Annotated in this window: 21 protein-coding genes; 6 read left to right on the top strand and 15 right to left on the bottom strand. The window is 63.2% G+C overall.

The genetic code is table 11. The features are described 5' to 3' along the window. Window positions 1-207 precede the first annotated feature (207 nt). Together AC0L2B_RS09140 and AC0L2B_RS09135 are read right to left on the bottom strand one after the other, a co-directional pair. Window positions 208-573 (bottom strand): hypothetical protein, encoded by a 366-nt coding sequence (locus AC0L2B_RS09140; protein WP_287299340.1) that lies wholly within the window; start codon window positions 571-573, stop codon window positions 208-210. A gap of 245 nt (window positions 574-818) precedes the next feature. Continuing rightward, window positions 819-1,265: a YcgN family cysteine cluster protein gene (locus tag AC0L2B_RS09135; protein ID WP_287195921.1), complete on the bottom strand. Its 447-nt coding sequence runs from the start codon at window positions 1,263-1,265 to the stop codon at window positions 819-821. A 211-nt stretch (window positions 1,266-1,476) separates the two neighbouring features. Here AC0L2B_RS09135 and AC0L2B_RS09130 point away from each other — a divergent pair, with 211 nt between their 5' ends. Continuing rightward, window positions 1,477-3,651 carry an OmpA family protein gene (locus AC0L2B_RS09130; protein ID WP_473745012.1) on the top strand — a complete coding sequence of 725 codons (2,175 nt, stop codon included), beginning with the start codon at window positions 1,477-1,479 and terminating at the stop codon, window positions 3,649-3,651. A 291-nt stretch (window positions 3,652-3,942) separates the two neighbouring features. Here AC0L2B_RS09130 and AC0L2B_RS09125 read toward each other — a convergent pair whose 3' ends face one another. The 3 genes from AC0L2B_RS09125 to AC0L2B_RS09115 all read right to left on the bottom strand — a co-directional run bounded on the left by AC0L2B_RS09125 (window position 3,943) and on the right by AC0L2B_RS09115 (window position 6,686). Then, window positions 3,943-4,809 (bottom strand): SDR family oxidoreductase, encoded by an 867-nt coding sequence (locus tag AC0L2B_RS09125; protein WP_287073548.1) that lies wholly within the window; start codon window positions 4,807-4,809, stop codon window positions 3,943-3,945. 345 nt (window positions 4,810-5,154) lie between these two features. Beyond that, window positions 5,155-5,805, bottom strand: a complete 651-nt coding sequence (locus AC0L2B_RS09120; RefSeq protein ID WP_473745010.1) for a helix-turn-helix transcriptional regulator — start codon at window positions 5,803-5,805, stop codon at window positions 5,155-5,157. Window positions 5,806-5,813: 8 nt separating this feature from the next. Next, entirely contained in the window at window positions 5,814-6,686 is an 873-nt protein-coding gene (locus AC0L2B_RS09115) for a S1C family serine protease (RefSeq protein WP_473494845.1), read from the bottom strand. A 272-nt stretch (window positions 6,687-6,958) separates the two neighbouring features. On the opposite strand from AC0L2B_RS09115, the gene AC0L2B_RS09110 reads away from it, so the two are divergent. Then, on the top strand, window positions 6,959-7,906 hold the full coding sequence (locus tag AC0L2B_RS09110; RefSeq protein WP_473745009.1) for a S1C family serine protease: 948 nt from the start codon (window positions 6,959-6,961) through the stop codon (window positions 7,904-7,906). A 3-nt stretch (window positions 7,907-7,909) separates the two neighbouring features. Here AC0L2B_RS09110 and AC0L2B_RS09105 read toward each other — a convergent pair whose 3' ends face one another. Together AC0L2B_RS09105 and AC0L2B_RS09100 are read right to left on the bottom strand one after the other, a co-directional pair. Then, window positions 7,910-8,821: an arginase family protein gene (locus AC0L2B_RS09105; RefSeq protein ID WP_473745007.1), complete on the bottom strand. Its 912-nt coding sequence runs from the start codon at window positions 8,819-8,821 to the stop codon at window positions 7,910-7,912. A gap of 111 nt (window positions 8,822-8,932) precedes the next feature. After that, window positions 8,933-9,355 (bottom strand): VOC family protein, encoded by a 423-nt coding sequence (locus tag AC0L2B_RS09100; RefSeq protein WP_473517826.1) that lies wholly within the window; start codon window positions 9,353-9,355, stop codon window positions 8,933-8,935. Between the two features lie 67 nt (window positions 9,356-9,422). Here AC0L2B_RS09100 and AC0L2B_RS09095 point away from each other — a divergent pair, with 67 nt between their 5' ends. Next, the gene (locus AC0L2B_RS09095) at window positions 9,423-10,040 is read left to right on the top strand and encodes a TetR/AcrR family transcriptional regulator (protein WP_473745006.1); all 618 of its coding nucleotides are present in this window, start codon (window positions 9,423-9,425) and stop codon (window positions 10,038-10,040) included. Here AC0L2B_RS09095 and AC0L2B_RS09090 read toward each other — a convergent pair. Next, window positions 9,982-10,929, bottom strand: coding sequence for a LysR family transcriptional regulator (locus AC0L2B_RS09090; RefSeq protein ID WP_128170293.1), 948 nt, complete (start codon window positions 10,927-10,929; stop codon window positions 9,982-9,984). The genes AC0L2B_RS09095 and AC0L2B_RS09090 overlap by 59 nt on opposite strands. Window positions 10,930-11,037: 108 nt before the next feature. Here AC0L2B_RS09090 and AC0L2B_RS09085 point away from each other — a divergent pair, with 108 nt between their 5' ends. Further along, the gene (locus AC0L2B_RS09085; protein WP_023799745.1) at window positions 11,038-11,676 is read left to right on the top strand and encodes an FMN-dependent NADH-azoreductase; all 639 of its coding nucleotides are present in this window, start codon (window positions 11,038-11,040) and stop codon (window positions 11,674-11,676) included. 93 nt (window positions 11,677-11,769) lie between these two features. Here AC0L2B_RS09085 and AC0L2B_RS09080 read toward each other — a convergent pair whose 3' ends face one another. The 6 genes from AC0L2B_RS09080 to dnaG form a co-directional block, all read right to left on the bottom strand. Then, entirely contained in the window at window positions 11,770-12,063 is a 294-nt protein-coding gene (locus AC0L2B_RS09080) for an HlyU family transcriptional regulator (protein ID WP_065009209.1), read from the bottom strand. 106 nt (window positions 12,064-12,169) lie between these two features. Then, window positions 12,170-12,841 carry a PadR family transcriptional regulator gene (locus AC0L2B_RS09075; protein WP_473745005.1) on the bottom strand — a complete coding sequence of 224 codons (672 nt, stop codon included), beginning with the start codon at window positions 12,839-12,841 and terminating at the stop codon, window positions 12,170-12,172. 135 nt (window positions 12,842-12,976) lie between these two features. After that, window positions 12,977-13,357: a thiol-disulfide oxidoreductase DCC family protein gene (locus AC0L2B_RS09070; RefSeq protein ID WP_473745004.1), complete on the bottom strand. Its 381-nt coding sequence runs from the start codon at window positions 13,355-13,357 to the stop codon at window positions 12,977-12,979. Window positions 13,358-13,526: 169 nt separating this feature from the next. Continuing rightward, on the bottom strand, window positions 13,527-13,820 hold the full coding sequence (locus tag AC0L2B_RS09065) for a GYD domain-containing protein (protein ID WP_128170295.1): 294 nt from the start codon (window positions 13,818-13,820) through the stop codon (window positions 13,527-13,529). A gap of 200 nt (window positions 13,821-14,020) precedes the next feature. Next, window positions 14,021-16,042, bottom strand: a complete 2,022-nt coding sequence (gene rpoD, locus AC0L2B_RS09060; RefSeq protein WP_023799750.1) for an RNA polymerase sigma factor RpoD — start codon at window positions 16,040-16,042, stop codon at window positions 14,021-14,023. 385 nt (window positions 16,043-16,427) lie between these two features. After that, entirely contained in the window at window positions 16,428-18,419 is a 1,992-nt protein-coding gene (gene dnaG, locus AC0L2B_RS09055; protein ID WP_473745103.1) for a DNA primase, read from the bottom strand. 382 nt (window positions 18,420-18,801) lie between these two features. Here dnaG and AC0L2B_RS09050 point away from each other — a divergent pair, with 382 nt between their 5' ends. Beyond that, entirely contained in the window at window positions 18,802-19,554 is a 753-nt protein-coding gene (locus AC0L2B_RS09050) for a hypothetical protein (RefSeq protein ID WP_473745003.1), read from the top strand. A gap of 44 nt (window positions 19,555-19,598) precedes the next feature. Continuing rightward, the gene (locus AC0L2B_RS09045; RefSeq protein ID WP_473745102.1) at window positions 19,599-20,180 is read left to right on the top strand and encodes an RES family NAD+ phosphorylase; all 582 of its coding nucleotides are present in this window, start codon (window positions 19,599-19,601) and stop codon (window positions 20,178-20,180) included. A 219-nt stretch (window positions 20,181-20,399) separates the two neighbouring features. Here AC0L2B_RS09045 and AC0L2B_RS09040 read toward each other — a convergent pair whose 3' ends face one another. Next, window positions 20,400-20,765 carry an RcnB family protein gene (locus AC0L2B_RS09040; protein WP_023799752.1) on the bottom strand — a complete coding sequence of 122 codons (366 nt, stop codon included), beginning with the start codon at window positions 20,763-20,765 and terminating at the stop codon, window positions 20,400-20,402. Between the last annotated feature and the right edge of the window lie 334 nt (window positions 20,766-21,099).

Raw genomic sequence — 21,099 nt, 5'->3', positions numbered from 1 at the left:
GCTGAAGCGCGGGTAACCGGCAACATTGACTTTGCTGCATTAAAAAACCCCCGAGGACTGGTCCTCCGGGGTTTTTTCGAGCCGCACCCTTCTATCTCGGGGGCTCTACTCCAGACCGACCTTCTGCGAAGGTCGTGTCCCTAAAGCTGACCTTCGCAGAAGGTCATACTGCCAGACAGGCCGTGCCGGTAGGCAACGTGCGAACGCTTACCGGTAGAGGACCGGGCAGCCGCGCTCATTGGCGAACACGACCACGACGCGGTCGCCATACTGGCGGCCCGCTACTTTCACGGTGCGGCGGCCGACGTCGATGATACGGGCACGGCGCAGACCCATGCGCTCTGCCTTGCCGAGAGCACGGTTTGGCGAGCAGGACCGGCGCCAGTCGCGTTCGCGGCGGCGTTCGCGGTAGTAACCATCGTCATCATCGCCGGAATAGACGCCGACGCGCGGATCGTCATCGTTGCCGAAGCCGAGGTAGATGCTGTCTGCATGGGCTGTGGCGGGAATGGCGGCAAGCGTGCCGAGGCCGATAAGCGCCGAAAGGGCCGCCGTCTTGATCGTGTTGAACATGTCTTCTCTCCTTGTTCAGGGCTTCCGCCCGCCTTTGATCGAACCAATATGTCTTACCGATGACGAGGAGAATGCGCTTGCGTATCCGAACTTTCTACGAACCGGCCGTTCATTTCCGGTTCATGTAGCAACAAGCAATTGCGCAGTCTTCTCGGCTTCCGGTTCTGAACAATCCGGTCGGTTCTGAACCATTGGATAGAAAACGCGCTGTCGGGCAGCCGGTTCCGGGTCCTGAAGGCCCGTCGCTAGGGCTCGTCGTCCAGCATGTGCTCGAAATAGTCGTCGGGCTCGGCAAGATCGGTCTCGCTGGCGCTGACCCGGCCCCGCATGGAGATGCCGGCCTCATGCACCGTCTCGGCACTGCCTGACACCAGCCTGTGCCACCAGTAGAGATCGTGGCCCTCGGCGACCAGCCGGTAGGCGCAGGTTTTGGGCAGCCAACTGATGGTGCGCACATTCTGCGGCGTCAGACCGACGCAGTCCGGGACGCGCGCCAACCGGTTGGCATAATCGGAACAGCGACAGGTTTCGGCGTCGAACAGCCGGCAGCCGACGCTCGTCCAGTAAATCGCGCCGGTGTCTTCGTCCTCGAGTTTCGACAGGCAGCATTTGCCGCAGCCGTCGCAAAGCGATTCCCACTCGGCCGGGGTCATCGCCTCGAGCGTCTTGATTTTCCAGAACGGCGTTTCCATCGACGGGATGTGGCCCCTGGCCGGGTGAAGGTCAAGCACCGCAACAGACGCAGGCCCGGCCAGCCCCATAGGCCGGCACCATAGGAATAACACGAAGTCGCCTTCAAAACGCCGGCCAATTGCCCTTCGTAGCCGTTAATGCCCGCTAACCGGAACCAATCCGGTTGATGAACAGTTTGGGCCGGGATGGGACGCCAAAGGAGGATTTTTAATGAAACGCCAACCACGGATTCTGGCAGGCACGGCACTTGGCCTGCTGATGGCGTCCGCGCCGTTGGGCGCATTCCCGTTGCAGGGCAGCGCCGCGTTCGACCCACCGCAGAGTACCGCCACGCCGTTGATCCCCGTGCAATCGAATTGCCCCGAAGGCGAGTCGGCGGAAGGCTGCGCACCGCAGGCGGAACCGGAGCAGAAGCCTCGCAAGAAGCGCGAGGAACAGGCCGCGCCTTCCGGCGAGGAGCAGCAGGGCGGTCAGCGCAGGAAGAAGCGCGAGCAGCAACAGCAAGAGGAAGCCGCACCCGCCGAGCGGGCCGCACCTGCGAGCGACGAACAGCCCGAGCCGCGCAGGAAGAAGCGTGACCGGCAACAGCAGGAGGAAGCCGCACCGGCCGAACGGCCCGCCGAGCAGGCCGCACCTGCCAGCGACGAACAGCCCGAGCCGCGCAGAAAGAAGCGTGACCGGCAACAGCAGGAGGAAGCCGCACCGGCCGAACGGCCCGCTGAGCAGGCGGCACCTGCGAGCGACGAACAGCCCGAGCCGCGCAGGAAGAAGCGTGACCGGCAACAGCAGGAGGAAGCAGCACCTGCCGAAAAGCCCGCCGAGCAGGCGGCGCCTGCCAGCGACGAACAGCCAGAACCGCGCAGAAAGAAGCGCGACCGGCAACAGCAGCAGGAAGCCGAGCAGGCTGCGCCTCGCGAAAACGCCGCGCCTGCAAATGACAACGAGCAGGTCACGCCGCGCAGGAAGAAGCGGGAGCAGGATCAGCAGATCGAAGCCGCACCATCCGAACAGCCAGCCAGGAAGGAAGCCGGCGAGCAGGACGAGCCGCTTCCGACCGACCAGCAAACGGCTCCCGCCGAGGGCGAAAAGCCCCGGGATCAGGCTAAGGACCGTCGCAAGAAGCCTATCGACGAACAGCCGGTGACAGGCGAGCAGCCCTCAACCGGCGAGCAGCCCGCCGAGCGCGAGCAGGCCGCGCCCGCCGAAGGTGAAGGTCCGGCCCAAGGCGAGGCTCCCGTGTTCGACAGCCAGAAGGATGCCGTGCGCAAGCGCAGGGGCGGCAGGGACAACGCGCAAGAGACCGGCGGCCAGGACGCGGGTGGACAGCCGACGCAGCAGAACGGCGAACAGGCGGAAGCCCCGAGGCCGGCGCCGGTCGATCAGGGACCGCCGCCCACCGACGACAGGGCGGCCCAGCAGGCGATCAAGCTTGAGAGGATGGTTCGGGCGACGGAGGAAAAGGGCAGACGCGTTGAGCGTGCGCCCGACGAGGAAAACGTTCGCCGCCGTCGTGAACGCCCGCGCGGGGTCGACGTCGTCAGGGAACTCGGCGACCGTGTTATCCTCCAGTTCAACAACCAGACGATCGTGGAAAGCGACGATGCGCCGCGCATGCGGCGTGGCGCGCGGAACGTCTACTATGAGGAGTTGTCGAGCAATCGCACCCGGGAAATCGTCGAGCGTGACAATGGTATCCAGATCGTCACCATCCGCAACCGCTACGGTGATGTCGTCCAGCGTTCACGCATCGCGCCCGACGGACGCGAATATGTGCTGAGCTATGTTGACGAGCGGCACTATGAGGACGATGGCGACTGGCGCGATCCAGGCGACGACCTGCCGCCGATTCGGATCGACATTCCGCGCGAGGAGTACATTCTGGATTCCGAGGAGGTCGAGGATCCGGACGACTACTATGCCTTCCTTGAACAGCCGCCGGTGGAGAGGGTGCAGCGTCTCTACTCGATCGACGAGGTCAAGCGCTCGGCCCGCGTGCGCGACATCGCCCGCCGCATCGACCTCGACACGCTGAACTTCGAATTCGGTTCAGCCTCGATCCCCGAAACCGAGGTGCAGAAACTGGAAGGCGTCGCCAGCGCCATGGAGAAGCTGCTCGAGAAGAACCCGGCGGAAACCTTCCTGATCGAAGGCCATACCGATGCCGTCGGCAAGCCGGAGGCGAACCTCGCTTTGTCCGATCGTCGCGCGGAGGCGGTCGCCGAAGCCCTGAGCAATGCCTTCAGCATCCCGCCGGAGAACCTGACGACACAGGGCTATGGCGAGGAGTATCTCAAGGTCGACACATCGGAGCCGGAGCGCGAGAACCGTCGCGTCGCCATCCGCCGCATCACCTCGCTGGTGGCGCCGGTCGCCAGCGCGAATTAACTCGCAGTTTCAGAAACCTGAACTGGTTTCTGGAATCTATGCGGGAAGATATAGCCCACCCCGGTTTCTCCGGGTTGGGCAATTTCCGGCAATCAGCCGAGGTTGAAGGAGAATGTAAGTCGCGATTTTAACCAGGCATTGAATCGCGAGGTCGTCCACCCCAGATTCTGGCTAGGGCTTCCCTGCCCTGTCCCGACTCCAGCGGGACACATGAGCCCCGCCGGTACCCCCTCGCCGGCGGGGTTTTTGTTTCCGGCTTCGGTTGGGAAATGAGGGCTATGCCGGTGCCAGTCAGTAGATATTTTTCACGTTGGTTTTCGAATTCGCAAACACCTCGTCCGGCACGAAGAAATCGCCGGCAAGCGGACCTGTCGCGTCAGGCGCATAGATCGAAAAATCGCTGACGCCCTCGGCGCGCAGCACCTCCTCGTCGATGTAGAAATTGCCGGTCGCTTCGCGCGACGGCCTGAGCAGGATCGCATGCGCGGCATCGGCCATGATATCGGGCGAACGGCTCATCGCCGCCACTGTCGCCCCGCCCAGAAGATTGCGCACCGCTGCCGTATCGATCGTCGAGATCGGCCACAGCGAATTGACGGCGATGCCGTCCCTGGCGAACTCCGCGCTCATGCCCAGCGTGCACATCGACATGCCGAATTTGGCCATCGTATAGGCGACATGATTCTTGAACCATTTGGCCTTCATGTCGAGTGGTGGCGCCAGATTCAAGATGTGAGGATTGTCGGCCAACTTCAGGTGCGGAATGCACATTTTGGAAACCAGGAACGTGCCGCGTGTGTTGATCTGGTGCATCAGGTCGTAGCGCTTCATGTCGGTTTCCAGCGTGCCGGTGAGTTGGATGGCGCTGGCATTGTTGATGCAGATGTCGATGCCGCCGAATTTTTCGACGGTTCTGGCGACCGCCTCGGCCACCTGCCCCTCCTCGCGTATGTCGCACAGCATCGGCAATGCCTTGCCGCCGGCCTGCTCGATCTCCTCAGCCGCCGTATAGATCGTGCCCGGCAGCTTCGGGTGGGGCTCGGCGGTCTTGGCCGCGATGGTCACATTGGCGCCGTCGCGCGCGGCGCGCAGCGCGATCGCCAGCCCGATGCCGCGCGACCCGCCGGAGATGAACAGCGTCTTTCCCTTGAGCGACATGTCTTGCGCCTTTCCTGTGCCGGCCTCTTTGCACAATCCTTGCCGCGTGCCGTCGCCCGACACAAGAGCGGGGAGCATCGAGAGGTGGTGACGCTGCGGAGGATTCTCGCGGCGTTGCGCTGCCCCCTCATCGCCCTGCCGGGCACTTCTCCCCGAATAGAGACGGGGAGAAGGACGCCTTCATCGCAGCTTTCGCCAACTGGCAACGTCGCAAGAATTGAGCCGTGACTGCGTTCAGCTTCCTTCTCCCCGTTACTATACGGGGAGAAGGTGCCGGCAGGCGGATGAGGGGCGGCGCAAACTTTGACAATGGTCGCCCGACATCCTGCCTTGGGACGTCATTCACTAAACCAGCACCAGGCCTTGTCGCATGGCGATGGCGATGGCGTCGGTGCGGTTGGCCGCACCTAGCTTGATCAGAATCGCCGCGACGTGGAACTTCGCCGTATGCACGGAAATGTTCAGGCGCCGCGCGATCACCTTGTTGGGCGCGCCTTCGGCCAAAAGCGCCAGCACTTCGCTCTCGCGCGGCGACAGCACCGGCCGGCTGGCGCTGTCGCCGACCGGCTCCTCGTCGGAGAGATCGTCGTCATGGAAGGCGAAATCGTCATGTCGATCGGACAAGGGGCGGCCCTCGCCCGAGATCCGATAGCCAGCCGCCGCCAGTCGCGCGGCGGCAGCGATCAGCAGATCGTCCACTGCCGGCGGCAGCACGGCAAACACGGTATCGGCCGGCCGCTGCCGGCTCGCTCGTTGCGACAGGAGCACCCGAGGTATCGCGGGATCGCTGGGCCCGCCTTCCACGCCCCCTCTTTCCAGGTAAACGCCATCGACGATCGCGACATCCGCTCTGTCGGCGCTATTGGTGCTACCGGCCACAATCGGCAGCAGATCGCCGGTCGCGGCAAGAGCGGTGGACAGGTGCTCGGCGCGCACGACGTCATCGAGCGCGATCAGCACCGTCAGCCGCCGCCCCGTGATCCTGTGACTTGCCATCGATCTTCTCAGTTTAGCGGCTTTTCGCCGATGGTCAGCACGACGTCGCGCCGTTCGCCGCCGCGCACCACGCCGAGCGTCACCGACGCGCCGGCGCTGTCCGGCCCGAGCCTGCGGATCAGCTCGCGCGGGCCGTGCACGGCCTCGCCGTTCCACGACGCGATGATGTCGCCAAGGTGCAGGCCGGCCGCCTTCGCCGGGCCATTGTCGTCGAGGCTCATCACCATCGCGCCATGCGTGTCGCCGTTGCGGATCGGGTGCAGGCCGGCGCCGAGATAGCCGCGCGCGACATGGCCCTTCTCGCGCAGCGTCGCCACCGCCCGTTCGATCGTCTCGTAAGGCATAACCAGCGCCCGCCGGCGCGGCCCGAACAGCAGCATGCCGATCAGTGCGCCCTTGGCGTCGAGCACCGGGCCGCCCTCGAAACGGCCACCGGCATTGACGGCCAGATTGATGCGCCGGTCGATCGTGCCGCCGCGCATCGAGCGCCAGGCCGGACCGACCTCACCAACCGTTCCGAATGCAGCGAGCGACGCACCGTCGCTATTGCCGACGGCAATGGCCAGATGGCCCGGCCGCGCCGTGCCTGCCTTGGTCAGCGGCGGCACGTCCGGCGCGCCGGTCGGCTTCAGAAGGGCGGTCCCGGTGGATGGATCGCGGCCGACCAGCTCAGCCTTCACCTTGTCGCCCGAAGAAAGCGTCAGCTCGATCTCCTCGCCGGCCTCCACCGCCTCCTCGGCAGCGACAAAATAGCCGTCGCGCCAATGGAAGGCGGTCGCGGTGCGATGCTGATGCGTGGCAAAGCTCGCCGTCGCCGGCGCCGCTGCGGCGGCGATATCGGCGATGGCGTTGGAAAATGCACTTAGATTGAAGTCGCTCATGTCGGTCTCCTGGGTCTTTTTCGCCTCGGCCCGAAAATCGGGCATCGATTTTCGGAAAACACGGTGCGAGAACTCAAAGTCTTAGAGCGCACTTTGAGCGTCCAATGGACGCTCGTCGCTCTACCCCAGATATCGCTCGGCAGCGCGTTGGCGGGTACTCGCCTGACGGCTAGTTGGGCGTTGGACTGGCCATCTGGTCAGGTCGCGGCCGATCCGGCCGCTCCGCACATATAGGCATCCTTCATCTTGCTCTAAAGACACGGAGCCCTGCCATGTCCCTCCCCGCCCAGCAATTGCAGTTCGACGATGCGCTGCTCGACGATTATTCGGCAACGGTCGCTGATGCCGTGGACCGCATCGGTCCCGCCGTCTGCCGCATCGAGCGCATCGGTGGTGCCGGCGGCCTGGGCTCCGGCTTCGTCATCACACCGGATGGGCTGGTCGTCACCAATTTCCACGTCGTTGGCGATGCCCGCAGCGTCCGCGTCACCATGCCGGACGGCGTCTCCAGAGAAGGCCGCGTTCTCGGCCGCGACCCCGACACCGACATCGCGCTGGTGCGTGCCGACGGTAGCTTTGCCGATATTGCGCCGCTCGGCGATTCCAAGCGCCTGCGGCGCGGCCAGATCGCCATTGCCATCGGCAACCCGCTCGGCTTCGAATGGACCGTCACATCAGGTGTCGTCTCGGCGCTCGGCCGCTCGATGCGTGCTTCCACCGGCCGGCTGATAGACGATGTCATCCAGACCGACGCAGCGCTCAACCCCGGCAATTCCGGCGGACCGCTGGTGTCGTCGGCGGGCGAGGTTATCGGCGTCAACACAGCCATGATCCATGGCGCGCAAGGCATTGCCTTCGCGGTTGCCTCCAACACCGCCAATTTCGTCATTTCCGAGATCATCCGCTTCGGCCGCGTCCGCCGCGCCTTCATCGGTGTCTCGGCCGACACGACAACCCTGCCGCGTCGCGCCGCCCTTTTGTCGCAAGTGTCGAGCAGCACAGCGGTGCGCCTGCGCAGTGTCGAGGCGAACAGCCCGGCCGCCAGAGCAGGCCTGAAAGAGGGCGACATCATCGCCGCCATCGACGGCCGCCCGGTCACCGGCGTCGACGATCTGGTGCGCTTGCTCGACGCCGAGCGCATCGGCCGCGAGACGCTGTGCACGGTGGTGCGCCGCTCCGGCATTACTCAGGTCACGGTGATGCCGGTGGCGCGGGCCTGACAACTATCGCGGCGCAAACATCTGGCCAAGCAGCGAAACCAGCAGCACCGCCAGCTCGCCGGTCGGATCGAGGTCCGGATCGAAAATCGTCATGTCCATTCCAGTGCAGCGCGGATCCGCCACCAACGCCGCGAGGATGGCGACGAGATCGTCGGGATCGATGCCGGGACTGCCCGGTGAATCCACCGCCGGCATCACCGTCTGATCGAGCGCATCGACGTCGAAATGCACCCAATAGGGCCAGCCGGTTCGCGCCAGCGTGGTCCAGGTCTTTTCCAGGACCTTTGCCGCGCCGAGCTCCCGCGCGGCAAAGACATCGATCAGCGTCATCGCGGTCGAAGTGATGTCGGGCCAGGCGAAGTCGGGGTTGCGGTTCTCGCGTTCGCCGATCTGAACCACCTGTTCGTCCGCAACAAGCGGGCTCGCGATCTCAGGCCAGTCGGTCAGCAACGGCTCACCACGTCCGGTGGCGAGCGCAAGGTCCATGCCGGCGGCCGAGCCGAGTGAAGCATCGACGTCGTAATTGCCCGGATGGCGGAAATCGCTGTGGCCGTCGACATGGACCAGTGCCAGGGGACCAGATCGCCGTGCGCCAGCCAGCGCGCCAAGCAGGACCGCGCAGTCGCCGCCGACGACCAGCGGGAACTCGCCTCGTCTCAGCGCGCCGGCAACCACTTCGGCGAGTCCGAGATTGAAGCTGCGTATCGCATTGCCGTTGCGCAGCCGGGTGCCCGGCTGCGGCTCCGTGTTATAGGCGGGCCGATCAAGATCAACCACTTTGAGGGGCGAAAGCGTCTCGATCAGGCCGGCTTCGGTCAACGCCTGCGGCGCACGCCACGTGCCCGGAATATGACCTGGCCTCAGCGGACGCAGGCCAAGGTTGGAGGGTGCGCGGACAAGGCAGATTTCACGCATGGAATGGGCCCAGGCTGATGAGCTCAGCATAGACCGCAAAGACATGACCGGCCACGCGGCTGAAGGCTTCAGGTGATATCTACAGACAATTCCTGCCAGCCGCTATCCCGCTCAGGCCGCCGCGCCTTCAACAAACTGCTCCAGAAACTCAGCGCTCGGCGGGATCGGCTTGATCACGTCGATCAGCACGCCATTGGGGTCTTTTGTGATGAAATGGCGCTGGCCGAAGGCTTCGTCGCGGAGCGTTCGCAGGATCGGCAGGCCGGCGGCGATGACCCGCTCATAGACCGCATCCGGGTTCTTGACCTCGAAATTGATCAGCAGGCCGGAGGTACGGCCGCGCCCTTCCTCAGGAATGGTTTCATGATCGCCGTGGACGATGCCGAGATTGACGCGGCGATCCTCGGTTGATTGCAGATGCACGTACCAGTCGCTCTCGAACAGCGGCTTGAAGCTGAAATGCGCGACATAGAAGGCCTTCGTGCCGGCAACGTCGCCGGTCATCAGCACCGGATAATAGCTTGTCGTCTTCATCTTTCCTTCTCCCGTCAAATAACATACAGTCTGCATGCAAATATGCATTAACATACAGGCTGAATGTATGCAACAAAGAACTGCGCGCCGCTCCAACCGCGATCGCACCGAAGCGACGCGCGCCGACCTGGTATCAGCGGCGCGAAAACTGTTCACCGAGAAGTCCTATGCGGAGACCGGCACGCCAGAGATCGTGGCTGCGGCCGGCGTCACCCGCGGCGCGCTCTATCATCACTTTGCCGACAAGCAGGCGCTGTTCGCCGCAGCGGTCGAGCAGGAGGCGGCGGCTGTGGCGGAAGAGATCGAGCGCGCCTCGCCGCCCTCGCTGTTTGCCCGCGATGCGCTGATCGCCGGCTCGGATGCCTATCTTGCCGCCATGCGCGCACCCGGCCGCACCCGGCTGCTGTTGCTCGACGGGCCGGCCGTGCTCGGCCGCGCAGCCATGGACGAGATCGACGACCGCCACGGCAACCGCTCGTTGCGCGAAGGCCTGGTTGCCGCGATGCGCTCGCAGTCCATGATGAGATTGCCGGTGGAAGCGCTGACCGCGCTGCTTGCCGCCGCCTTCGACCGCGCGGCGCTCGCCATCGAAGCAGGCGCTTCGACCGAGGACTACCGTGCCGTTCTCATGGCGCTGATTGATGGTCTGTCGCCCCAGGCCCCTGGTTCGGCTCGAACTCGTTGAAACAGCCAAGCTGGCGCTTGAACTGGTCGATCAGCCAGGCCGCAGCCGGCTTCGGGCTACGGTCGGCGCGGTGCATGGCATAAAGCGGCGCGCGGACTTCGCGATACGGCTCCAGATCGAGTTCCACCAGCCGGCCGTTGGCCACATCGTCAGCAATCAACCATCGCGGCAGTCCGCCCCAGCCCAACCCTTCGCGCATCAGCGCATGCTTGGTTCGCATATCCGTAAGTCGCCAGGTGCGGTAGGCATAGACGCCGTAGTCGCGCCCTTTGGTGCGCTCGGACTGGTCGCTGACGACAAGTTGGATGTGTTCGCGCACCTCCTCCAGCGGCACCGGCTTGGGAAGCAGCGCCAGCGGATGGCTTGGCGCGGCCGCCGGGACCATCGACATGAAGCCAATACGCACAAGATGCGCGTCGACCTCGCCCAGCAGGCCGCCAATACCGAGATCGGCATGTCCATTGACGACATGATCGGGGATCAGCCCGAGCGTGCCGATATGCAGGCGCAGCATCACGGTTGGAAATTGCGCCTCGAACGCCTTCAACACGCGCACCAGCACGGTGGAAGGCAGCGTCGCATCGACCGACAGCGCGACTTCAGCCTCCAAGCCCTGCTTGTGGCTGTCGACGCGAGAGCGGATGCGCTGCAATACGCCGACCATGCGCCGCGCATCTTCCAGCGTCGCCCGGCCGACATCGGTCAGATGCGGCTCGCGCGTGCCCTCGCGCTCGAACAGTTTCAGCCCAAGCTGCGCCTCGAGATTGGCGATGGCGTAGCTGATGACCGACTGCGCTCGGTTGAGCTTGCGGCCGGCGGCGGAGAAGCTGCCGGTGTCGGCGACGGTGACAAGGATCTGAAGCTGATCGAGCGTCGGGTTTGGCTGCATCGTTCTATCCACTATTTGGATGGAACATACATAAAATATACCGGTTTTTCAAATGGGTCAGCTCGCCCATATAGGTCGGGACAGTTCAGCCAACCCTGGAGACCCGCCATGTCCATCCTTCTCGTCACATCCAGTCCGCGCGGCAATGCCTCGCATTCGACCCGCATCGCCACTGAACTTGCAGAAAAGCTGCTCGCCGCCGATCCTTCGGCCAAGCTCGTCGCACGCGATCTCGTCGCAAACCCGCTGCCGCACATCGATCCGGACTATTCGACCGGCATCTATACGCCCGCCGAGGCCCGCACCCAGCGCCAGGCCGAGGTCGTCGGCGTTTCCGACGGCGTGCTCGATGAGCTGTTTGCGGCCGACACCATCATCCTGGCCACCGGATTCATCAATTTCGGCATCTCATCGACGCTGAAATCCTGGGTCGACCACGTCTCCCGCACCGGCAAGACTTTCTCTTATGGCGAGAATGGCCCGAAGGGCCTCGTCACCGGCAAGAAGGTCTACATCGTCCTCGCCTCGGGCGGCATCTATTCGGAAGGCGCTGCCGTGCAGATGGACCACGCCATCCCTTACCTGCGCAGCGTGCTTGGCTTCATCGGCATGACCGACGTCGAAGTCATCCGCATCGAAGGCGTCGGCATGGGGCCGGATGCGGTCACTGCCGCTCTGGCCAAGGCATCAGCCAAGGTGGATGCCTTGGTGACATCGACCGTAAGCAAACAGGCTGCGGCGGCGTAGGCCGCCAGCCGTCGGCAACTTGAAATCAAAGGCAGGCGCCTGACAGGGCGCTTGCCTTGTTCGTTTCAAGATACGCCGGAGACCGATCGGGTCTCACCCGAACATCTTCTCGCCCTGTTCGTCGACCAGCTGAATGCCCTTTTTGATCGAGATGTCGACAGCGTCGTCGAGCCCGGCAAAACGATCGGCGCGGATGAATTTGTGCTCCTTCATCACGCCGTCGATCTCCTTGGAAACCACGCCGCAGGTCTGGTATTGGCCTTCCGCCTTGTACGGCGTGGCGCTGATCAAAAATCCCTTGTGCTCGATCTGCTTTGCCGGTGCAGCACTCTTTGGCTCGCCCGCGTCACCGCCGCCACCGCCGAAAAGACGTTTCAGAAAAGACATGGGCGCGCCCTCCAACGGCTATCATCCTGCATCACATAGCGTGGTGCAGGATGATTTCACTAGCGATCCTTAGGCAAACGGGCAAGGGCCGCATCCGGCCTGGAAGTCAGTCGCGCGACAGCGCTTCGAGGGCTTCGGCCGCCCCTTTCAATATCGCGATCGCCTCGGCCTGTTTTTCAGCGGGCGCGTCGACAATGTCGCCGAGGGCTGCGCGTAGCCGCTGGCGCACGGTGCGGAATTCGTCGCGCTTTTCCGAACCGCCGCGGCCGCGACGTCCGCTATCCTCGCCATGGTCGTTCCAGCCGAACCAGTCACGCGCCTTTGCCATTTTGCGGCCGAAACGCTCGAGATGATCGAGCACATGGTCGACCATCTCGCGATTGTCATTGAGATGCGCCTGCCCTGCCTCGGTAATCGAAAACACCTTCTTGTTGCCTTCCGCCGACGAGACGGCATAGCCGGCCTCTTCCAGGAAGGTCAGCGTCGGATAGACCACGCCGGGGCTCGGGCTGTAGACGCCGCTCGTGCGTTCCTCCAGCGCCTTGATGATGTCATAGCCGTGGCGCGGCGCCTCGGCCAGCAGCGACAGCGTGATCAGCTTGAGATCGCCGTCGGCCAGCATACGCCCGGCCCGGAACATGTCGCCCGGCCCGCCGCGCCCGCCGCCCCTCATGCCGTGGCCGAATGGGCCGAAGCCGCCGCCACGACCGCCGAACTTGCCGGCCATATGCACGAAAACGCGCTCGGCATGCTCGCCGAAATGATGATGTCCGTGCATTGCCTGCTCCTTGAGTTATGTCTTACGATATATCTCAAATATGCGACTGAGGCCGTTGAGTCAAGATATATCTTACGATGTATCTGAGAACGGTGCCACCAGATTGATTTCGTCACCGAGCTTGGCTAATACCGCCTACCAGCGGCCCTTGCGCCGGTTCCAGGCATAGAGAAGATCGGCGAAGCGATCATAGGCATAGCGCGTCAATGGCAGCGCGGCGCGGTTGCCGAACAGCGCTGCCAGCCAGCCCTCGCCCGGCGTTCTCAGCCAGACGGCAATTGCGACGTCGGCGCCGACCAGCAGCTTGCCGTCCGCATCGGTTGCGTGCAGCCGGCGGCGGATGTCCTCCAGCGACACGCCGTATCCGGCCAGCGCCGCCGGTTCGGCATTGATGTCGCGAAACGCGATCCGCCCGGCCTTGATCGCCTCGACCAGCCGCCGCTTCTGCCTGACGATGCCGGCATCGCAAACCGGACAACGGGTATTGTACCAGATGGTCAGCAGAGGCTTGGGCATGTGTCTCGAGACGCGCGTTGAAATGCTGTGCTGACTATCTGGGAAATACCTTCGCCCCGCAACATTTCGGGCAAGCCACTTCGGGCCAGACTGGCCGGCCGGGCGCCGTCGAGCGGCGCCTGACCGTCCGATGTCCGTCAGCTTGCGCGGGTCTATGGCCGCGCACGCCTCAGCCGAGCGAGGCGATGATTTCGCGATACGCCAATTCCGGGAAGGCCTTGAGCGTCCGCGTCCTCACGTTGCCGCCTGACGCCAGCATCAGCGAGAAACGAGCGAGCACCGCATCGTCGGGCGCTTCGACGACCGCCACCATGTCGCATTCGCCCATGGTGAGATAAAAAGCCTTGAACGAGCCGCCCATGTCTCCCAGCAGCTTCTTGGCGGCATCGAGCCGCTTCGGCGACTCGCGCACATTTCTGGCGCCCTGCTCGGTCCAGTTGATCAGCACGATATAGGTTGTCATGCACACCTCCCTCCGGAGGCCTCGGAGCGCGGCGTCACCGCCGGGGCGGGCATCCGGGTTTGTCGCCCAGAAAATGCATCCGACACCCGATTATCCTCCCACAGCCGGTATGCTGCAACAACAACCGCACCGTCCGGCGAGACAATCCCTGAACGAAAAAGGGCGCCGCAGCGCCCCTTAAATTGTTATCTTGCCCGGCATCAGCTGTCGAGGAAGCTCCGCAGCTTGCGCGAGCGGCTCGGGTGCTTGAGCTTGCGCAGCGCCTTGGCTTCGATCTGGCGAATGCGCTCTCGGGTGACCGAGAACTGCTGGCCGACTTCCTCCAGCGTGTGGTCGGTGTTCATGCCGATGCCGAAGCGCATTCTGAGCACGCGCTCTTCACGCGGGGTGAGCGAAGCAAGCACCCGCGTCGTCGTCTCGCGCAGATTGGCCTGGATCGCCGCGTCGATCGGCAGGATCGCCATCTTGTCCTCGATGAAATCGCCCAGATGCGAATCCTCCTCGTCGCCGACCGGCGTTTCGAGCGAGATCGGTTCCTTGGCGATCTTCAGCACCTTGCGCACTTTTTCCAGCGGCATGGCGAGCTTTTCCGCCAGTTCCTCCGGTGTCGGCTCGCGGCCGATCTCGTGCAGCATCTGGCGCGAGGTGCGCACGATCTTGTTGATCGTCTCGATCATATGCACCGGAATGCGGATGGTGCGCGCCTGGTCGGCGATCGAGCGGGTGATCGCTTGCCGGATCCACCACGTCGCATAGGTCGAGAACTTGTAGCCGCGGCGATATTCGAATTTGTCGACCGCCTTCATCAGGCCGATATTGCCTTCCTGGATCAGATCGAGGAACTGCAGGCCGCGATTGGTGTATTTCTTGGCGATGGAAATGACGAGGCGCAGATTGGCCTCGACCATTTCCTTCTTGGCGATCGCGGCTTCGCGCTCGCCCTTCTGCACCTGGTTGACGATCCTGCGGAATTCCAGGATCGAGATCGCCGTTTCGGTGGCGAGGTTCTGGATCTCGGCGCGCAGGTCGCGGATCGCGTCCTTCTCGTTCTTGGTGAATTCCTTCCAGCCGCGCGAGGTCAGATTGCCGATCGAGCGCGTCCAGTTGGGATCGAGCTCCGAGCCCTGATACTCCTTCAGGAATTCCTCGCGGCGCACGCCATAGCTTTCGGCCAGCCGCAACAGCTTGCCTTCGTTCTGCACCAGGCGCTTGTTGATGTCGTAGAGTTGCTCGACCAATGCCTCGATGCGCGCCGTGTTCAGGGATAGCGACTTCACCGCCTTGATCAGTTGGTCCTTCAGCTCCTTCAGCCGGCGGTCCTGGCTGGGCGACAGCGTGCCGGCGGCAGCCAGCCGGTTCTCGACCTGCTGGTCCTGCAGCTTGCGCAACTTCTTGTAGGTGTCGGCGATGACGTCGAGCGTCTCCATCACCTGCGGGCGCAGCTCCGCTTCCATCGCCGCCAGCGACAGGCTGGCTTCATCCTCGTCTTCCTCGTCGTCATCAGTCAGACCGCGCGTGTCGCCGCCGACATTGGTGATGTCGTCCTCGTCCTCGCGCGAACGGCGCGGCTTGTCGTCGGTCTTGGCTTCCTCGATCCGCTCGACCACCGGCGCCTGCTTGGCCTCCGGTCCGGCATAGGTCGCTTCGAGGTCGATGATCTCGCGCAAGAGGATCTTCGATTCGTTGAGCTCGTCACGCCAGATGATGATGGCCTGGAAGGTCAGCGGGCTTTCGCACAGGCCCGCGATCATCGTCTCGCGGCCAGCCTCGATGCGCTTGGCAATCGCGATTTCGCCCTCGCGCGACAGAAGCTCGACCGAGCCCATCTCGCGCAGATACATGCGAACCGGATCGTCGGTGCGATCGGTCGGCTCTTTCTTGGTGGTCGTCGCAGCTACGGCGGTACCGGTCTGCTCGGCCAGTTCGTTGGCGTCTTCCTCAGCGTCGGCAGCCGCGTCGGCAGCTTCGGGCTCCTCGCCCTGCTCGTCGTCCTCGACCACGTTGATGCCCATGTCGGAGAGCATGGCCATCGTGTCCTCGATCTGCTCGGAGGTGACTTCCTCCGAGGGCAGCACCGAATTCAGTTCGTCCATGGTGACATAGCCGCGCTTCTTGGCGGCCTTGATCATCTTCTTGACAGCATCGTCGGAAAGGTCGAGCAGAGGGCCATCGGTGGCGCCTTCACGTTCGGTCTCGACCTCTTCCTTTTCTTTTGTCGCCATTCTTTATTTTCTCCAAGCGGCCAGGTATCTAGCCGCATAAGTATCAAGCCGCGTAAGCTGCCGTACCGGTTTATCAGATGCGCTCGCGCTAGAACGCGTTCCCCCGGGCCAGTAACTGCATCTCTCGTTAAGTCCAGATTAACCCTGGTATCTGTGGCAGGCTGACTGCCTGTCCAGTGACCGGTACCTCACATCGCTGCATTTCCGTCGACGCCGGCGCGGGTTAACGTTTCGAATCGTCCTGATTCCGTCATTCTGCCAGAAGGTCAAGCGCCTCTCGCATGATTCGCATGAAAAAAGCGAATCAATTACCCGACTTAAAGCGCCGCGGCTGATTCGACGCGCAAGCACGGTTCTGCACTTTCACTCTTTCGTAAGCTTCGACCTACACCCGCCCGGCCCGGCCCGAAGACACGCCGAACCCTTCGATCAGCGCTTCCGTCGCCTGCACATCACGAAATTGCGCCTGGATCTCGACGAGATGCCGGTAATTTTCGTCCGTGGGATCGCTGGCGAGCGCCGCTTCTGCCTGTTTCAGCTCCTTATGTAATGTGCGCGCGCTGCGCTGCAAGTGGAGCGCCTGGCTGAAGGCGTCGCGGGCATCGTCAAGTCCGGCTGTTTCCAGCGCCGGCCATTGCCGCGCCCGTTTGATCAGCGTCACCACGCGCGCCCAGATCTCGCCGCAGCCGGCACGTTCGATCGTCGCGATCACCGCGTTGCGGTCGTTGGCCATGTCATGCGCCATCGCATCGAGGATCGCCGCGTGCAATCGCTTCAGATCGGTGTTGGCGAGGTCGAGGAACTCGACATGCGCGAAATTCTCGTCGATCAGCGCCGGATGATTGACAAGAGCTGCGATGATCGTCGCCTCGCGCACCGACATCCCCTCGCTGCCGCGCTTGACCAGCGCCGAGCGGCCAAGGCTTTCGGTGATCGCGGTGCGTCCACCGGCATTGCCGCCGCGTGCGAACTGCCCGCCAGCAGCTGAGCCCTTGCCCTGAAAGCGCCCGCCGGACCGCCCATCTTGGCGCCCCCCTTGATAGGTTTGGCGCGCGCCGCGCTGGGCGCCGAAAAAGCTTAGCACTCGCTCGCGCATTTCCTGTTGGTAGTGATAGCGCAAGCTCTCGTCGCGGATGCGGCTGGTCAGTTCGCGCAGCGTTTTTTCCAGTTCCGCCCGTCGTTCCGGCGTGTCGAAGATGCCGCCGGCCGTTTCGCGCATCCACAAAAGGTCGGCGAGCGGCCGCGCCTCGGAAAGCACGGCGCCAAACGCGTCCGGCCCTTCGGCCTTGACCAGATCGTCGGGGTCCTTGCCTTCGGGCAGAAGCGCAAAACGCACCGAGCGGCCTGCCTGGACCGCCGGCAGCGCCATGTCGGCGGCGCGCCATGCCGCCTTCAGTCCGGCCTGGTCGCCATCGAAGCACAGCACCGGCTCGCCGGCCATCCGCCACAGCAGTTCAAGCTGGTTTTCGGTCAGCGCGGTGCCGAGCGGCGCCACGACATTTTCGAAACCGACCTGCGCCAGCGCGATCACGTCCATATAGCCCTCGACGGCAATCACCGTGCCGCCCTTGGCCAGCGCCCCCTTTCCCAGCGCCCCCTTTCCCAGCGCTTGGCGCGCTCGCGCGAAATTATAGAGCACGTTGCCCTTGTGGAAGAGCTCGGTGTCGGGCGAATTCATGTATTTGGCGAGCGCATCGGCTGCCAGCGCCCGCCCGCCAAAGGCGATTATCTTGCCTCTGGAGTCCGGGATCGGGAACATGATGCGGTCGCGGAACCAATCGTAGGAAACCGGAACGTCGTCGCCATGGCGCACCAGCCCGCATGCCTCGATATCGGCCTTGGGCACGCCCTTGGCGGCAAGATGCTCCTTCAGCGCATTGCGACTGTCGGGCGCATAGCCGAGCCGGAACGACTGCTGCGTCGCCGGCGTCAGCCCGCGGTCGCGCAGATAGGCGCGGGCTTTTGCGCCTTCCGGTCCCTGCAGCCGCTCCTGGAAGAAGGCGGTCGCCATTTCCATGACTTCGGTCAGGCTGGCGCGTTCCTTTTCGCGCCGTTCCTCCTGGGCATCGCGCAACGGCATCGGCACCCCGGCCATGTCGGCGATCTTCTCGACCGCTTCGGGAAAGCTCATTCCGTCGAGTTCGGTGAGGAATTTGAAGTGGTCGCCCGAAACCGAGCAGCCGAAGCAATGATAGCGTCCCTTCTTGTCCTCGCAGTGAAAGGACGGGCTCTTCTCGCCATGGAAGGGACAGCACGCCCAATAATCGCCGCGCGGCGCGTTGGTCTTCTTCCTGTCCCACGCCACGCGCTGGCCGATCACCGAGGAAATCGGCACGCGGTCGCGTATTTCGTCGAGGAAGGCAGGTGGAAAGCGCATCGGAAACGGCTCGTTTGCGTCCATATAATCACGCCGGCGAAACCCGACGACTCCTAATGCGAACCATACCCGGTTTTCACAGGGCAAAAAGAAGGCGGCCGTTGCAAGCCCCGGCCCGTAACCGAAATGTGGGATGCATGTGAGCGCACGGAGAATATCTGTGCCCACGATCTTGTAGTCGGCAGCCGCACCGTCAAGAACCCGTGTCAATGGTTCTCATCAACTTGCCTGAGACACACCCGGCACCGTCCAGCAGGCCGCCGGCAGGCATGTGTCAAGGCTGCGCCGGAACGGCCGTTGCCGGCCTTCCGCTTGAAGAACGCCGGCACATGATATAAGTAAGTTGCGTCGATCATTACTGATCTCACCTGTGGAGGCTCCAATGACGAACGCACTGTCCAGCATGCTCAAGGAGGCCGAAATCGAACGGCTGATGGCGGACACGCTGATGGAAAGATTGACCGCAGCAGAGGCGCCGAGGAAGGCCGGCGGAAAGAATGGACCCCGAAGCCGGAACCTCAAGGCCGCAGGTTTAAAGCGATTGAAAGCCATCGTGAGGAAGGCGGTAAGGGACGTCTTCGACGGTGTGGGGGCCTCCGAAAAACTGGATCCCGCCGCCGTCCGGTTGCTGGAACCGATCAGCGCAGTTGTTGCAAGAAAGCGAGCCGAGATGTCGGAGCGGAACATGGAACTCTTGGTGGAGGCCATGTTGCCCGCCAACGACCCCATGTCGGCAGTCCGATCGAAGATCGAGGCTGACAACGCCAGGGCGCGCGTGAGGTTCGCGGAGGAAGTCCCCTGCCTCACGAGTGCCGAGCTAGCCGAACTGGCAGGCCACAGCGCCCGCAACAGGAGCGCCACGGGGTCCAGGTGGAAGGCCGAAAGGAAGGCGTTCTCCGTACAGTTGAGTGGCCGCGAGCTGTTTCCCGCGTTCCAGTTCAAGGACGGCAAGCCTGATCCGGCGGTTGCGCGGGTACTGGACGCGCTACCGCCCGGCATGAGCCAGTGGCAGGTAGCTTTCTGGTTCGTTTCGTCCAATCCGTGGCTGGACGGAGGGGTTCCTTCGGAAAATCTGGGCAAGGTAGACGCGGTCGTCGAAGCGGCACGTAAGTTGGGAGAGGAAGCGGCAGGTTGACATCCGTCCCTGCTCCGCCTCCGGACCTGGAATGCAACGTCCTCGTGCTTCCCGCCGGGACGGAACTGCATCGCGTACACTCACGCAACCGGCGCGCCCACGAGTTCAATCCCGGCTTCGGCTCCTCGAGGTTCGCTCCCTTCACAAGCCGGAGTATCCAGGTGCCGACCATGTACGCAGCGACTTCTTTCGGATGCGCCGCCTACGAGCCAGTGTTCCACGACATCAACCCTGCAGCGACCTTCAAGTCGGTCCCGCTGAGCAAGATCGAAGAACTCGCCGGCTCGCGCATCGAAATCGATCGCAACTTGAAGCTAGCCCGCCTTTTCGAGCCGGATCTCAACAAGTGGTGCATCACCCGTCAGTCATTGATCGACACGCCGCCATCCTCCTACCCCTCAACAAGAGGTTGGGCACAAGCGATCCACGACGCCGATCAGACACTCGACGGCATGATCTGGACATCGCGGCGCTTCGACGAAGAAAAATGCCTGATCCTGTTCGGGACCCGCGTCGACACGTCGTCGATCGGCGTCGTGAGTTCCGACGATTTCGCAAGCACGCCGGGCCTGCTCGACCGACTGGTCGAACTCGGCCGGCTCTCGCGCATAGTGCTGACCCTGTGACAATCCTGGCTAGAAGCAGGAGAAATCCGAAGCGCCTGCAAACCGGAAGGATGCTCGCTTCTTCGGATTTCTCCAGCAGGTCAAGCAAGCCCCTGCAAGTCGTTGCAATGCCAGGGATAACCATCGACTATCCGACTGAACATCCACATTCAGTTAGGCTTAGGGGCCGGTTGCAAGCCCTCCTTCCTGTCCGGCATTGCGCCGGTCGACGTTTGACAGTCAGTGCGCGGCAATCGCGCCGAAGATGATGCCGGAGACGACGCTGACCAAGAGATAGTCATTGCCGACGCGGATCCATTCCTGGCCACGGCCCGGACGACGCAGGCCATAGTGGCGATAGTCGCGGACCGGCTGGTGGCGCCTCCAACTCGAATATCTCTGGCCGTTGCGCCAATGGTTCCTCTTGACGACGACTTTCTTCTTCACCACGACGCGCGTCTTGACGTGCCTGTCCGGCTTCTTCCAGTCGACCTGGCTGTAGGTCGACTGCGGTGCATTCGGCGCGTTCAGCGGCGCTGCCTGGCCCTGCAGGGACGTCGCAGCCAGCATCGATACGGCGACTGCGGAAAGGATGATGCGTTTCATGACGGGGTACTCCTTGGTTGTCGATGCCCAAGCAATAGAGCCCGAAGAATGAACCGAAACTGAACACGCGGATTACGTTTTTGTAATGATTTCATGTGTTTATAACATCTAACTCAACACTCGGCTCAAACCTGATCTGAAGCGGTCGTCGGCACTTGAGCGCGCGACCATCAAGAAGCCGGCCGGCGATGCAACCATTTTGCGATCCATCCATTTCCGACACGCCCTGTCGCGCAACAGCCGGCCGAATTGGGCAAAATTTATTACCCGGCTAAAAGTAATCGGAGTAGTATCGACCTTTCCAATGTCCTTGATTCGCCCCCTCTTTTGCGCC

Source organism: Mesorhizobium sp. WSM4815 (assembly GCF_055811575.1).
This window is presented reverse-complemented; position numbering and strand designations above follow the sequence as displayed.